Below are 14756 nucleotides of genomic sequence, written 5' to 3' on the forward strand. Positions count from 1 at the left end.
ACTTATGACCCGAGGGGCTGGCGCCTGAAGCTAGACGTGAAATCTCTATGTTAGGAGATTCCCACAGTCCGTAATTTTATAGTTCCTAGAGAAACAAAATGCCAAGCTGAAAAACTTCAGCCTGGCATTTTTTCGTTTTTCTTCCTCTTTTTCTTGTTCGATGGCGATGGCTTAGATTTTTCATCTTTACGAAAGACAACAATACATTTCCGGACTATACCGCTCACAAACTTTGGTAGTGTAAATGTATAAACGCGCAACTCCCCAACTCCTTTCAAGCATCTGAACTCCTTACCATTAAGCATATGCCTTCACGGAATGAGATAGTACAGATATGAGAAGCTGTCTCGTTACTTGTAAACTTCGTCATGCCTAATTCAAGTGTTTCCTCACTTGTTTCATACTTGAATCCAGTAAGCGTAAGGCCTGTCACGCTTCGTCCAAATGAAAAAAAAGAAACAAATGGATAACGATTTTCCCGAACCAACTTATGTACAGCTGGTAGAAGGATAGACATTGCATTTGTTTGATTGATAATCGAAAATGAAATGCTTGGATATTCAATTTGAATTCGGTACAGAAGATGTAGTGCAGACGCGGAATGATCAAGTCGACCGCCTGTGACACCCGTTAGTAATACATGTTCTGGGTTATAGGAAAGCGCACGTTCAATCGCCAATTCAGTATCGGTTTCATCTTTTTCCGCATTGAATTTCGAAATATTTTTTACTGCTTTTTTTATTTTTTCATACTCTTCAATTGAAACAGAATCGAAATCCCCTACTGCTTCTTTTGGTGTAATTCCTTTTTCAAGTAGATGAACTGCCCCTCTGTCTGCACCGATAAAAACAGTCTCATCCACATGGAATCCGGATAAATCCGCTATCTCATGTTCTGGCCCACCCGCACAGACAATGGCATATTTCATTTTTGCAAAGCTCCTTCTCCAGCTGCTTTAATCGTTTGTAATGCCTCAGCACGATTTTCTTGATTGAAAATAGCCGAACCCGCTACTAACACCGTGGCTCCTGCTTCGACACATGGAATGATTGTATTTGCATCGACTCCACCGTCTATTTCAATTTCAATCTCCAAATTCCGTTCTTTGATAATTGTAGATAGTTGTTTTACTTTCGGTAGAACCGAATCAATAAATGCTTGACCACCAAATCCTGGATTTACAGTCATAAATAAAACCATATCTACATTGTCAAGTACATGAATAATCGATTCTACTGGTGTGTGTGGATTTAACACGACGCCAGCTTTCACCCCAGTAGACCGAATCAATTGAAGCGTACGATGTAAATGGGGACAAGCTTCAACATGGACCGTTATATAGTCAGCTCCGGCTTTTGCAAACTGTTCAATATAAGCATCCGGATTTTCAATCATTAAATGGACGTCCAATGGTAATGATGTTACCGGTCGCAGCGCTTCCACTACGATTGGACCCATCGTAATATTGGGTACAAAGTGTCCATCCATTACGTCGATATGGATGAGATCCGCTCCGGCTTTTTCTACTTCGCGTACTTCTTCGGCAAGTTTCGAAAAATCTGCAGCCAATATGGAGGGTGCAATTTTAATCATGTTTTTCATACCTCGGCTTTCTTTCTGTTATTTCCTGTAAAAAATAAAGATAGTTTTTGTAGCGATGTTTTGCAATTTCTCCATCTTCAACTAATTTCTTCACTTCACATTTCGGTTCATTTAAATGTAAACAACCACGGAATTTACAATAATCCGATGCTTGATCGATTTCTATAAAATACCGGGATAGTTCACCTTTTTCGATATGATCAGTCTCCAGTGAGCTGAAGCCCGGCGTATCCGCAACGAGGCCACCAGCGACTTCTAATAGTTCAACATGTCGTGTCGTATGCTTCCCACGACCTAGAGCCTCTGAAATCACACCTGTCTTAAGACCAAGTGTAGGAAGCACAGTATTTAATAATGTAGACTTCCCTACACCCGATTGTCCCGCCAACACGGTTGTTTTTCCATTCAAAATCGGTTTAAGCATTTCCGGTAAATTCTCATCATCGATAAAGGTTTTCATGACTTTATAACCGATTTTCTTGTAATACTTCGCAGCTATTTCAACTTGCGCCAACTCTTTTTCATTCGCTAAATCTTTTTTCGTCAAACAAATAACCGGCCTGATTTTTAATGACTCAATAACGGTAAGAAAGCGGTCAAGTAAATGCGCGCTAAAATCTGGTTCCACGATTGAAAATACCAGAATCGCCTGATCCACATTTGAAATTGGCGGCCGTACGAGTTCATTTTTTCTTTCATGAACAACTGTAATCGTCGCATCATTAGCGCCGTCAGGTACAAAAGTTACAAAATCACCTACCAGCGGATGAACACCCCGCTTCCTAAAAACACCACGACTTTTACATTGATAGATTACGCCATCTTTTTCTACATAATAAAATCCGCTAATCGCTTTTCTAATTTGGCCTTCCAGATAAATTACCCTCTTTCTCAATCAACGTCGTCATAATCGAATGTCTCCTCTGCAACAAGCGTGTCTTCACCACGAATTATACGATACGCGCCACTCTGGCCTTCTGCTAACTCAATGGTAATACGTCTTGGCGTATCCTCTACGATTGTGAAGTCGCTGAAAACATCCGACATGGAATTTTTACGGTCTTGAATATAAATTCGAATTCGATTCGGTTTTTGTTCTGCTTCTGGATCCTCTTCCTCGCCGTCTACAGGCTCTTCAGGAACATATTCAATAGTTACAGTTTGGATTAATTGTTTAATCGGCTTTTGCTCAGGACCCAAAGATTGAACAACTTCAACCCTTCCACCTTTTTCTATCATTGTATCAGCAGCTGGGTCTTGAGAAATAATTCTTCCAGATCCAACTGTTGCGTGGTGTTGCTTAGTTACGTTTATGTTTAAACCAGAGGACTTGGCGTATTCTGCTATCTTCTGTTCATCATAACCAACAAGATTTTCAAGTGTTATCATTTCTTTCCCTTTACTTACCGTAAAGACTAAATCAGTTTCACTTAAAACGTATTCTTTACCGCCTTCAGGAGATTGTTTAATAATGGTTCCTTTTGTTATTTCATCGTCAAAAACTTCTTCTACTTTAACGGATTTAAACATGTTTTCTACTATTTTGGAGACTTGTTCAATATCTTGGCCGGTATAATCGTCTAATTCCGTCGCTTCTTTTCCCATACTAATATAAAGCGTAATTTCAGTTCCCCGTCTTCGTTCCTTTCCAGCTTCTGGAACAGTTCGAATGACTTTTCCCGCTTCAAATTCATCGGATGTTTGTTCAGTTCTTTCTTCCGCGACAATAATACCTTTTTCCTCTAGACGATCAACTGCTTCTCTTTCGTCATAATCACTGACATCAGGAACCTCAATTTTATTAAGTCCTAATAAACCAGGTAAAAATACGATTAACAGAGCGATTACAGCAAGACCTGCAAGGATTCCAACGACAATCGGCCATTTCTTCCGCTTCTTTTTGACTGGTTCGGCATCCTCTTCAACTTCAGGATTGACAGGCTGAGTTTCTATTGTGTGCTGTACATTATCAAACTTAGAAGTTGTTGTAATGACGGGTATTGCACGTGTCGCATCATCATCAAACGAGCTGACAAACTTATCTTCATTTGCACGTTCAGGTGATAGCACAGTTGCGAGATCATCCTGCATTTCATCCGCAGATCTATATCTACTTACAGCGTCTTTAGCTGTCGCTTTTAAAATTACATTTTCAACGCTTTGTGGAACTGTTGGAAATAGCTTCCTAATAGAAGGGGTTTCTTCTTGTAAATGTTTTAAAGCGATTGAAACAGCGGATTCACCCGAAAATGGTAGTTTTCCTGTTAATAATTCATAAAACACAATTCCTAAAGAATAGATATCTGATTTTTTGGTCGCCATGCCGCCGCGCGCTTGTTCCGGGGATAAGTAATGAACGGTACCCAAAACTGAATTTGTTTTTGTATAAGCGGTTGCGCTTAATGCCATTGCGATACCAAAATCAGTGATTTTTACATTTCCATCTTGATCCATCAAAATATTTTGCGGTTTTATATCTCGATGAACAATGCCGTTATAATGCGCGTTTGATATGGCTGAAACTAGCTGGCGCATAATTGGCAAAGCCTGTTCAGGTGATAATGGTCCATGGGAATTAATATATTCCTTCAATGTTTGACCTTCAATAAACTCCATGACCAAATAGTGGATATCACCGTCTTCTCCCACATCATAGATATCGACAATATGCGGATGCGTCAAGCTTGTAGCTGAAAGAGCTTCTCTCATAAAACGCCGTTTAAGTTCTTCTTCATTTGAAAAGTCATAATTTAGAACTTTTATCGCAACATCCCGATCCAGAATGATATCGTGCGCTAGATAGACGCGTGACATACCGCCCCCGCCGATAAACTTCAAAATTTCATAACGTCCACCAATTCTTTTGCCGATCACAGGTCCAACACCCCCTCATCCGAAGGCTTTAGCAATATAACTGAAATGTTATCTTCGCCGCCCAATTTATTTGCCAAGTTTACGAGCACTTCCGTTTTTTCACGAAGTGAGCGTTCTGATAAGATAATACTTTGCATTGATTCTATATCCACTTTATTACTTAAACCGTCCGTACAAAGGAGAAGGTAGCTCTCCTTTCCGAGTTCTACTGTGTGAAAATCAGGTTCAATTGTTCTTTCAGATCCAAGGGCCTTCATAATCCAGTTACGTTGCGGATGTTTCGCAGCTTCCTCCTTCGTAATCTCTCCACTTTCAAGAAGAACATTTACATAGGAATGATCCACTGTAATTTGACGTATTCCCTCAGGGTCAATCATATAAACTCTACTGTCACCGACATGGTAAATATGGCAGGAATGATCTTTAATAATCGCTGCTTCCAGCGTCGTTCCCATGCCCTTGTATTCTTCATTGTCTTTTGCATAATTAAATAAAAATCGATTGACTTGGAATATGGCTTCTTTTAGCCAAACAGTCCAATCCATTTCCTGATTGATTTCCCGGTCTTTTAACTTCATAAATTCCTCGCCAATTACTGTTATCGCCGTGGAACTTGCAAAATCTCCACCGCGATGCCCCCCCATACCGTCTGCAATGACCGCAAGTGCTATTCCTTCGGGAAGTGTAAAGACTGCCGCGCCGTCTTCATTCACTGTTCTTTTTTTCCCAATATCTGAAAGAACTTCAAATCGCACCATTCATCTCCCCATTCTATCTTGTCTATTTATAACTTATTGTTCTTTTTTTCTAAAAGCCGCGACGAAAAATCCGTCTCCCCCGAAGTGTTGTGGAAGTACTTGAAGTGTTTCACTTTCAATTAAAAGTTTTTTATTTTCATGTAAATTCGGCAATGGAATTAGTTCCATATTTTCATGTTTTTCTAGAAACATTTCAACCATGCCGCGATTTTCTTCATACTCTACTGTACAAGTACTGTACACGATTATACCATTTGGTTTTAGAAGTTTTTCTGCAGTGTCTAAGAGTTCTGCTTGAATCGTTAGTAGCCCTTTTATGTCGCTTTCATTTTTCACATATTTTATTTCCGGTTTTCTTCGAATAACACCAAATCCGCTGCATGGTGCATCTAGGAGAATGCGATCAAACGATGATTCACCGTATAAATTTACTAACTCACGGCTATCTCCACTTTTGGGAATAATTGAATTGAGACCGAGCCTTTCAGCATTCGACTGAATCAGTTTTATTTTATGCGCGTGAATATCATGGGCAAAAACTTCGCCATCATCGTTCATCTTTTCTGCGATGTGGGTTGTTTTCCCCCCTGGTGCCGCGCACATGTCTAGCACTCTCATGCCTGGTTCTACATCTAGCGCATTAACGGGTAGCATCGAACTTTCATCTTGAATGGTGATAAGGCCTTTTTTATAGCTATCTGTGTTGCTAGGATTTCCCGATTCACTAATCAAACTTTCGGGAACAACTTCCCCGCGTCGAACTTCAATTCCTTCAGCTTTAAGCGCGGCAACGGCTTCATCAACAGTGGTTTTTGCAGTGTTGACTCTCATTGTTACCGCAGCTGGATTGTTATTTTCATGCGCCATTGCAATTGCGTCATCTTCTCCGTACAAGTTAATCCAACGTTCGATGAGCCATTCGGGATGACTCGTTTCTATAGCAATCTTAGCGACACCATCTTCAAGATCATCGAGCGAACGAACGCCTTTACGTAACACTGAACGTAGAATTCCGTTGACTGTTGGTGCGATGCGTTTATGCCCACGTCTTTTTGCAATTTCAACTGCTTCATGAACAACCGCGTGCGGCGGAATTTTAGTCAAATAAACAATTTGATACAACGACATCCTGAGAAGCTCGCGTACCCAACCGTCCAATTTTCCGCGAACGAAAGGTTCTAAATAATAATCAAGGGTCATTCGATGTTGAAGCGTTCCATAAGTCAGTTCAGTTAATAACGCACGATCTTTTGTTTCAATATTGTATTTTTTAATGGTTCGATGGAGCAAAAGATTACTATAAGCTTGGTTATTATTTATTTCCATCAATATGGAAAGGGCTGCGTCGCGCACATTCCCGTTCCATATTTTTTTAGTTGGCCTGGTCATTGAAACCGATCTCCTTTATTCCATGCCGAACCGATTCCGCGGATAAATACTTCAGCAGGCATTCTTTTTCTTCCAGCAGGTTGGATGTCGGTAATTGCTATGCCAATATTATTACCCGTTTTAACAATAATACGGTCAGTTTCAATATCGATAATCGTTCCGGGTTCAGCATATGACGATGTTTCTACTTTTTCGCCCCACCAAATCTTCACATTGGCGTCTTGAAATACAGAATAGGCGACTGGCCATGGATGTAACCCACGGATTTTGTCATATATCTCTTTGCCGTCTTTTGTCCAGTCAATGCGCTCTTCTTCCCTTGAGATATTACGCGCAAAAGTCACTAGAGATTCGTCTTGGACAATTCGATCATTCGTTTCATCTAGAATCGAAGGAAGCGTATTTTTCAGCAGATCTACACCCGCTTTTGACAATACATCAAATAAAGTTCCCGTATCATCTGTATCTTTTATCGGCACGCTGACTTGAGAGATGATATCGCCTGCATCCAACTTTTCAACCATATACATAATTGTGACCCCGGTTTCTGTTTCACCATCCATAACTGCTTTATGAATTGGCGCACCGCCTCGATATTTCGGCAGTAAAGACGCATGGACGTTAATACATCCGAGCGCCGGCGCATCGAGCAATTCTTTAGGTAACAGTTGACCAAATGCCGCGGTAATAATTAAATCCGCATTCAAAGATATAATTTCATCTAGTTCAGCTGAACCTTTTAACTTTTCAGGTTGAATAACCGATATTCCAAGCTTTTCTGCTTCTACTTTTACCGGTGGCGGCGTTAGTACGCGTTTTCTACCAACAGGTCTATCCGGTTGTGTGACGACTGCAATCACATCATATCCTTCGTCCCGAAGCATCGATAAAATCGGTACTGAAAAATCCGGTGTCCCCATAAATATAATAGACGTCAAGCTTCTTCACCTTCTCTGCTCATTTCAATTTCTTCTTCTTCCAGCGCTTCAAGCTCATCAAGATCAACAATACGAATGATTTTCGAGTCAAATAAAACACCATTCAAATGATCAATCTCATGAAGAATCGCACGCGCTTCATAGCCTTCAGCTTCAAGTTCATATAGTGAACCATCCCGCTCCTGTGCTTCAACCTTTACATAAAAAGGACGTTCGACTTCTCCGTAAACGCCAGGGAAACTAAGACATCCTTCGATTTCAATCTCAGATCCTCCTATTGCGGTTACAACGGGATTTATAAGTTCAATGACTTCTTGTTCTTCATCTACTTCAACAATCGCAACCTGGACTGATTCGCCGACTTGAGGTGCTGCTAATCCGACACCATCAACTTCCTTCATCGTTTCATACATATCATCCAAAAGTTGTGCAAGTTTTTCATCAAACTTCACGACTTCCTTACATTTTTGTAACAGGATGGGAGATGGATGCTCCACAATTTCTTTTATTGCCAACATAATTCCTCTTTTCTTTCTGGTTAGTAAATAGATACTGGATCTACATCTACGCTCATTGTAAGGCCCGCCTTAATCCAATCCGTTCGATATAATCTAATCAGTTGTTGTAACGTTTCGGTTAGCTTGGGCTCTTTTTTGTATTTTAACAAACATTGGTATCGATATCTATTGTTCACTCGACTTATCGCAGCTGCTGTCGGTCCAATAATGACTGTTTCAGGCGACAAATTCGACTGTAAAAAGGTTGCGGCCCGACCCGCAAAGTCTGCAACTTTCAAGACATCTTCATGTGTAAATTGGATAAGCGTCACAAAATAAAATGGCGGATAGCCGTATTGTCTGCGAGCAGCCATTTCCAAATTATAAAAAGGTTCATAATGATGTTCTTTGGCTAATTCAATCGCGTAATGTTCAGGAGAATACGTTTGAATAAATACCTCCCCCGGCAATTCATGTCGGCCAGCACGTCCACTTACTTGGGTCATCAATTGAAATGTTTTTTCAGCAGCGCGGAAATCCGCCAAGTGAAGCGTCGTATCCGCTGCCAAAACGCCGACTAGGGTAATGTTCGGAAAATCTAACCCTTTCGCAATCATTTGGGTCCCTAATAAAATATCTGCTTGCCCTTCACTAAATTGCCGTAGTAAGCGCTCGTGTGATCCTTTACGTCTAGTTGTGTCAACGTCCATACGAATGACTCGCGCTTGGGGAACGAGATTTGCTATTTCCTCTTCTACTTTTTGCGTACCCGTTCCAAAAAACCGAATATGTTCACTTTCACACTCAGGACATATTAATGGTACACGTTCTTCATGGCCGCAATAATGACATTTCAAGCGCTCATTTGCCCGATGATAAGTTAAAGAAATATCGCAATTCGGGCATTCAACCGTTGTGCCGCAATCTCTGCAGAGAACGAATGAAGAAAAACCACGACGGTTCAAAAATAAAATACTTTGTTCGCCTGCTTCTATACGTTTGCGAATGGCTTCTGCAAGAGCTACTGAAAACATTGATCGATTTCCAGATTTCAACTCATTTCGCATATCAACGATAGTCACTTCGGGAAGTGCTTGATTTCTGGCTCGTTTCATCAATGTAAGTAAGGTATAGACGCCTTTTGTCGCACGCGCATAGGATTCGAGAGAGGGAGTTGCACTCCCTAGAATAACAGGACAATTATAATACTCAGCCCTTTTAATCGCCACATCTCTTGCATGATAGCGGGGCGTATCTTCTTGTTTATAGGTTCCTTCATGTTCTTCATCCAAAATAATGATGCCGACATTTTCAAATGGCGCAAAAATAGCTGACCTGGCGCCAACGACAACTTTCACTTCACCACGTCGGATTTTTCGCCATTCATCATATTTTTCACCAGAAGAAAGCGCACTATGCATCACCGCTACTAGCGGCCCAAAACGTGCTTTAAATCGCGCAGTCATTTGAGGCGTTAAAGAGATTTCCGGGACTAGAACAATTGCTTCTTTCCCATTCTTCAAAACTTGTTGAATTGAACGTAAATAGACTTCTGTCTTTCCGCTTCCCGTAACTCCGTGCAATAAAAACGTTTCTGGCTTCTCATTTTTGATTGATGTAGAAATACTATCCAAAGCAATTTCCTGTTCATCTGTTAAATGCACAGGAATTGCCACATCTTTTAGTCCAGGCGCTTCAGGTTCCCGGTATACTTCTTCATATTCTTCGGTCGCCGCGCCTCGTTCAATTAGCGCTTTAATGACTGTGCCTTGTATGCCTAATTCGTCTGTAATTGATTTGGCGGGAATTGTCTTCCCGGCATTTTCAATCATCCAATTCACCAATTCGATTTGGCGGGTCGCATTTTGATGTAACGTCTCTTTAATACGCTCGAGTTCTACTGCATCTTGCATCCGAATCATCCGGACTTTTTTCATGGCTGTTTGTTGACTGACTGCCGTATCGACTGTCACGATTCCATCTTTGACTAAGCCTTTCAATACGCCAAGTAATCCTCGTGACTCCGCTTCTTTCATCGGTACACGATTTCTGCCCGCTAAAAATAAGCTGAATTCTATATCATCAATTTCTTCAGGTTCATTTACAAGAATAAACTTTTCATATTTCGCGCGCATTGCAGCAGGCAACATCACTTGCATCGCGTCAATTTCATAGGATAACGTTTGTACTGCCAACCACTTGGAAAGGTCTAACAATTCATTCGTTAATACTGGTTCCAAATCGACTAACTCATGGATTGGTCTTAATTTACTTGCTTCTAAATCACTTTCTTCTTTCAACTTCGTTATATAGCCAATGACTTTCCGAGGCCCGAAAGGCACTTTAACACGCGCACCCGGCTCAATGATTGACGTCAATGCTTCAGGAACTATGTAATCAAATGGTCTATCTATTGGATAGGCCGCTACATCGACAATTACTTCAGCGATCATGTGAAGCGCCGACCTTTTCCTCTTCTATTATTGTCTGTAGTAAGAGAGTTGCAAGCTCTCTTTTCTGCAATGCGGGATACGATTGATTCGTTCCGTTTTTTGATAATAATGTAACAACATTTGTTTCATTCCCAAAGCCACCATCAGGATCTGTTACATCGTTAACGATAATGAAATCCAGATTTTTTCTTTCCAACTTGTTCATGCCATTTTCAATGACATTTTCGGTTTCAGCTGCAAAGCCCACAAGAATTTGTTGTTTTTTCCGTTCTCCTAGTGTTTGCAATATATCAGTTGTTCGCTCTAGATTAATGACAGAATCACTATCCGACTTTTTAATTTTCTGCGGATGAATTTCTGCTGGTCTGTAATCGGCGACTGCAGCCGCTTTAATAACGATTGTCGCGTCATCATAGTTTTCAGTGACTGCTTCGAACATTTCAGCCGCACTTTCAATATGAATCACTTCAACGCCAGTTGGTGGATCTAGCGAAACCGGGCCTGACACCAGTATCGTTTGGGCACCAAGGTTAGCCGCGGCTTCCGCCATCGCATACCCCATCTTGCCGCTCGAAAAATTTGACACATATCGAACAGGGTCGATTCTTTCACGTGTTGGTCCAGCCGTAATCACAACTTTCTTCCCTGCCAAAGGTAAGTTTTTCTGAAGGAATTTCTCTTGAACTAGCGCGACAATTTTCTCTGGTTCTTCAAGGCGTCCTTTTCCGACATATCCACAAGCTAAAAATCCTTCTGATGGTTCGATAAATCGATAGCCATCTTTAGCAAGCGTGTCAATGTTTCTAATAACGGCTTGTTTTTCATACATATTGACATTCATGGCCGGCGCAAACCAAACTTCAGCAGTTGTGGCTAAAAGAACGGTCGACACCATGTCATCCGAAATACCATTCGCGACTTTGCCGATTACATTTGCTGTGGCCGGTGCAACGATGACCAAATCTGCCCAATCCGCTAAGTCGATATGTGCAATCACACGGGAATCTTTTTCATCAAACGTATCGAAAAAAACGTCATTACGCGACATTGCCTGAAAAGTTAGTGGCGTCACAAACTCCATAGCTGATTTTGTCATAACAACCTTCACATCTGCTCCCGCTTGGGATAACTTGCTAACGAGCGCAACTGCTTTATAAACCGCGATGCCACCCGTTACACAAATAAGAATTTTTTTATTTGCTAACACTGAACTCTTCCTTTCTAAAATGACAAACTCCCAAAGAAAAACAAATTTCTTAGGGAGTATGCTATCATCACTATTTTAAATTTAAATTAAATTTCGTCTTCGTAAATAATCGATTCATCTTGTGTCGTTTTAGTCAAAGCACCTGCTACGATTTCTTCCAAAGCTTTGCCTACATCTTTTTTCGCTTTATAAACCGGAAGCAGCTTGTTTCCTACTTCTTGGATTTCACGTGCACGTTTAGAAGCAAGTGTAACAAGGATGTATTTTGAATCAATTTTCGCTTTCATTGAATCGACCGATGGATATAACATTTAGTAATCCCCTTCCAACATCTGGATATATATTTTTTCAACGCGTTCTCTACGACAATGTTCTGCTGTTACGATTGCGTTAATTCGTTCACAGGCATTTTGAACTTCATCGTTTTCGACCACATAGTCGTATAAATTCATCAACTCGAGCTCTTCCCGGGCTTTCAATACCCTGGACTTAATGACGTCTGCTGATTCGGTGCCTCGTCCAATAAGTCGAGTTTCAAGCGCGGATAAACTCGGTGGTGCCAAGAAAATAAATAGCCCATCCGGAACGAGTTTGCGAACTTGCGCTGCGCCAACCACTTCGATTTCGAGAAAAACATCTCGTCCTGCATCGAGCGTGGCGTTTACGTAATCTAGCGGTGTACCGTAATAATTCCCTACATACTCAGCATATTCAAGAAGTTTACCTTGATCAATAAGCTGTTCGAATTCTTCACGCGATTTAAAAAAGTAATCTTCGCCATCTACTTCGCCTTCACGCGGGCTTCTCGTTGTCATTGAGACAGAATACTCGTAGTTCGTATTCGGTTGTGTAAATAGCTCTTTCCTCACCGTTCCTTTACCAACACCGGACGGTCCGGATAGAACGATTAGAAGTCCCCGTTTTTTGTACATGTAATCCCTCTTTTTGTTTGGTATACTTGTCAATTTTTCGTTAGAGAAAATTTATTTCGAAATAAACTTCGTGTTCATATTATAGCATAAATGGATGATAGAGTGCTAAAATGGAGCAAAATGTAATGAAAGAGGAATCGTTATGGCATTTGATGGTTTATTCACCACAGCAATGGTACAAGAACTACAGGTATTAAAAGGAGGACGTATTTCAAGAATACATCAACCGAACGCACAAGAGCTCGTATTTCTGATTCGCTCAGGCGGTCAAAATCATCGTCTTCTTATTTCCATCCATCCATCGTATTCTCGAATTCAATTGACGGAAGAAGCAATTACGAATCCACCGGAACCACCTATGTTTTGTATGGTTATGCGAAAACATTTAGAAGGCGGTTTTATTTCCACCGTTGAGCAATATGGTACAGACAGAATAATTTCATTTGACATCCGAGCAAAAAATGAAATCGGGGATGATATTCGCCGAACAGTCTACATTGAAATAATGGGAAGACATAGTAATTTAATCCTTGTGGATCCTGATAGAAAAATCATCATTGATAGTATGAAGCATCTGCCCCCTTCAGTGAACAGCTATCGTACAATATTACCAGGGCAACCGTATATACCAGCACCGCCGCAAGATAAACTTAATCCTTTTAATATAACAGAACAAGCGTTTATTGATTTACTACCCGAGATAGAAACAGGTCGCGATTTTGTACGGATTTTCTCTGGATTTTCACCCATTAATGGGAATGAGCTATTATTCCGTTTGAAAAATAGTGAAACCTCAGAACGATTTTCGGTATTCCAGGATTTCCTGTCCTCGTTTAATGGCGAGCAAGCACAACCGAATATTTCTGAAAAAGAAAATCGTACTGTTTTTTCAGCAACAGCATTAACACATACCGACAAATCAATCGCGCAATTTTCTACAGTCAGCGAGTTGCTCGACAAGGTCTATTTTGAACGTGCAGACCGGGAACGAGTCAAATCACAAGCTGCCGACTTGGAACGTTGGCTAGATAATGAAATTGCCAAAATCAATTCCAAAGTTAAGAAACTGCAAAAAGAACGAGATTCCGCAGGCAAACTAGATACTTTTCAGTTGTACGGCGAGTTGTTAACGGCAAATAGTCATGCGATTCAAAAAGGTGTCACTGAAGCTGTCGTTGATAATTATTATGAACAAGGAACAACAGTTACAATCCCGTTGGATCCACGTAAATCAGTCATTGAAAATGCGCAGCGATTTTTCACGAGATATTCCAAAGCGAAAAATGCGATAATCATGATTGCCGAACAACTTACAAAAGCGGCGGATGACATCGAGTATTTTGAAATGCTGAAACAGCAAGTCATTCAAGCTTCCCCCGATGACATCGCAGAAATACGCGAAGAATTGGCTGAACTCGGATTTATGAAAGCTCGTAACGTAAAGAAACGCAGAAAATCGAAAAAACCAAAACCAGAAACGTATCTTTCATCCTCCGGAATAACCATTTCCGTTGGAAAAAATAATAAACAAAACGACTACTTAACATTTAAAATAGCAGCTCGAAATCATATTTGGCTCCATACGAAAGACATTCCTGGTTCCCATGTTGTCATTCATGATGATCAACCAGATGAACAAACAATTTTAGAAGCAGCCATGCTGTCAGCTTATTTCAGTAAAGCGCGTGAATCATCATCTGTTCCCGTCGATTACACTGAAGTGAAGCATGTTAAAAAACCGAACGGATCCAAACCGGGGTTTGTTATCTACTTTGAACAAAAAACGCTCTTTGTAACCCCAGAAGAGGAATTGGTTCGGAAATTGCGTAAATAACTAGTGTAAAAAGCGTGAGCAGTGAATTAGCTGCTTGCGTTTTTTTGATTTTCGAATGAATGAAGAGAGGAGTTCGATTGATAAGAAGAGGACTTCGTGAATTGCGCGGAATTCAGACGCCGGAGAGAGGAGACCAGAAACGGATGCACGGAGTTCAATCGGCAAGGAGAGGACTTCGCGAATTGCGCGGAATTCAGACACCGGTGAGAGAAGTCCGGAGACCGTGGCGCGGAATCTACTTCGCTGAACGACAAAGTTAGGCGCCTGAGAAC

At 40.9% G+C, this 14756-nt stretch carries 15 protein-coding genes; 2 read left to right on the top strand and 13 right to left on the bottom strand.

Translation table 11 applies throughout. From position 1 onward, the window contains the following. Positions 1 to 116 precede the first annotated feature (116 nt). The 13 genes from spoVM to gmk form a co-directional block, all read right to left on the bottom strand. Positions 117 to 278, bottom strand: coding sequence for a stage V sporulation protein SpoVM (gene spoVM / locus J4G36_RS07690; RefSeq protein WP_246880435.1), 162 nt, complete (start codon positions 276 to 278; stop codon positions 117 to 119). After that, positions 275 to 928, bottom strand: coding sequence for a thiamine diphosphokinase (locus tag J4G36_RS07695; protein WP_210469444.1), 654 nt, complete (start codon positions 926 to 928; stop codon positions 275 to 277). The genes spoVM and J4G36_RS07695 overlap by 4 nt, the downstream gene beginning before the upstream one ends. Then, positions 925 to 1593, bottom strand: coding sequence for a ribulose-phosphate 3-epimerase (gene rpe, locus J4G36_RS07700; RefSeq protein ID WP_210470467.1), 669 nt, complete (start codon positions 1591 to 1593; stop codon positions 925 to 927). The genes J4G36_RS07695 and rpe overlap by 4 nt, the downstream gene beginning before the upstream one ends. Beyond that, positions 1586 to 2497: a ribosome small subunit-dependent GTPase A gene (gene rsgA / locus J4G36_RS07705; RefSeq protein WP_246880436.1), complete on the bottom strand. Its 912-nt coding sequence runs from the start codon at positions 2495 to 2497 to the stop codon at positions 1586 to 1588. The genes rpe and rsgA overlap by 8 nt, the downstream gene beginning before the upstream one ends. Beyond that, positions 2494 to 4476 carry a Stk1 family PASTA domain-containing Ser/Thr kinase gene (pknB, locus tag J4G36_RS07710; RefSeq protein WP_210469445.1) on the bottom strand — a complete coding sequence of 661 codons (1983 nt, stop codon included), beginning with the start codon at positions 4474 to 4476 and terminating at the stop codon, positions 2494 to 2496. Before pknB ends, rsgA begins: the two co-directional genes overlap by 4 nt. After that, positions 4473 to 5234 (bottom strand): Stp1/IreP family PP2C-type Ser/Thr phosphatase, encoded by a 762-nt coding sequence (locus J4G36_RS07715; protein ID WP_246880437.1) that lies wholly within the window; start codon positions 5232 to 5234, stop codon positions 4473 to 4475. Before J4G36_RS07715 ends, pknB begins: the two co-directional genes overlap by 4 nt. 33 nt (positions 5235 to 5267) lie before the next feature. Further along, entirely contained in the window at positions 5268 to 6623 is a 1356-nt protein-coding gene (rsmB, locus tag J4G36_RS07720) for a 16S rRNA (cytosine(967)-C(5))-methyltransferase RsmB (protein WP_210469446.1), read from the bottom strand. After that, complete coding sequence (gene fmt, locus J4G36_RS07725) at positions 6620 to 7561, bottom strand: methionyl-tRNA formyltransferase (RefSeq protein WP_210469447.1); 942 nt, start codon at positions 7559 to 7561, stop codon at positions 6620 to 6622. The genes rsmB and fmt overlap by 4 nt, the downstream gene beginning before the upstream one ends. Next, positions 7558 to 8076, bottom strand: coding sequence for a peptide deformylase (gene def, locus J4G36_RS07730; protein ID WP_210469448.1), 519 nt, complete (start codon positions 8074 to 8076; stop codon positions 7558 to 7560). The genes fmt and def overlap by 4 nt, the downstream gene beginning before the upstream one ends. A gap of 23 nt (positions 8077 to 8099) precedes the next feature. Then, complete coding sequence (gene priA / locus J4G36_RS07735) at positions 8100 to 10511, bottom strand: primosomal protein N' (protein WP_210469449.1); 2412 nt, start codon at positions 10509 to 10511, stop codon at positions 8100 to 8102. After that, the gene (gene coaBC / locus J4G36_RS07740) at positions 10501 to 11718 is read right to left on the bottom strand and encodes a bifunctional phosphopantothenoylcysteine decarboxylase/phosphopantothenate--cysteine ligase CoaBC (RefSeq protein WP_210469450.1); all 1218 of its coding nucleotides are present in this window, start codon (positions 11716 to 11718) and stop codon (positions 10501 to 10503) included. The genes priA and coaBC overlap by 11 nt, the downstream gene beginning before the upstream one ends. A gap of 86 nt (positions 11719 to 11804) precedes the next feature. Beyond that, positions 11805 to 12029, bottom strand: a complete 225-nt coding sequence (gene rpoZ, locus J4G36_RS07745) for a DNA-directed RNA polymerase subunit omega (RefSeq protein WP_210469451.1) — start codon at positions 12027 to 12029, stop codon at positions 11805 to 11807. Further along, positions 12030 to 12650 (bottom strand): guanylate kinase, encoded by a 621-nt coding sequence (gene gmk, locus J4G36_RS07750; protein WP_210469452.1) that lies wholly within the window; start codon positions 12648 to 12650, stop codon positions 12030 to 12032. Positions 12651 to 12792: 142 nt separating this feature from the next. On the opposite strand from gmk, the gene J4G36_RS07755 reads away from it, so the two are divergent. Both J4G36_RS07755 and J4G36_RS07760 read left to right on the top strand, forming a co-directional pair. Then, positions 12793 to 14484, top strand: coding sequence for an Rqc2 family fibronectin-binding protein (locus J4G36_RS07755; protein WP_210469453.1), 1692 nt, complete (start codon positions 12793 to 12795; stop codon positions 14482 to 14484). Positions 14485 to 14561: 77 nt separating this feature from the next. Further along, positions 14562 to 14744, top strand: a complete 183-nt coding sequence (locus tag J4G36_RS07760; RefSeq protein ID WP_210469454.1) for a hypothetical protein — start codon at positions 14562 to 14564, stop codon at positions 14742 to 14744. Positions 14745 to 14756: the final 12 nt, after the last annotated feature.

It is taken from the genome of Sporosarcina sp. 6E9 (assembly GCF_017921835.1).
In the GTDB taxonomy this organism is placed as follows: Bacteria; Bacillota; Bacilli; order Bacillales_A; family Planococcaceae; genus Sporosarcina.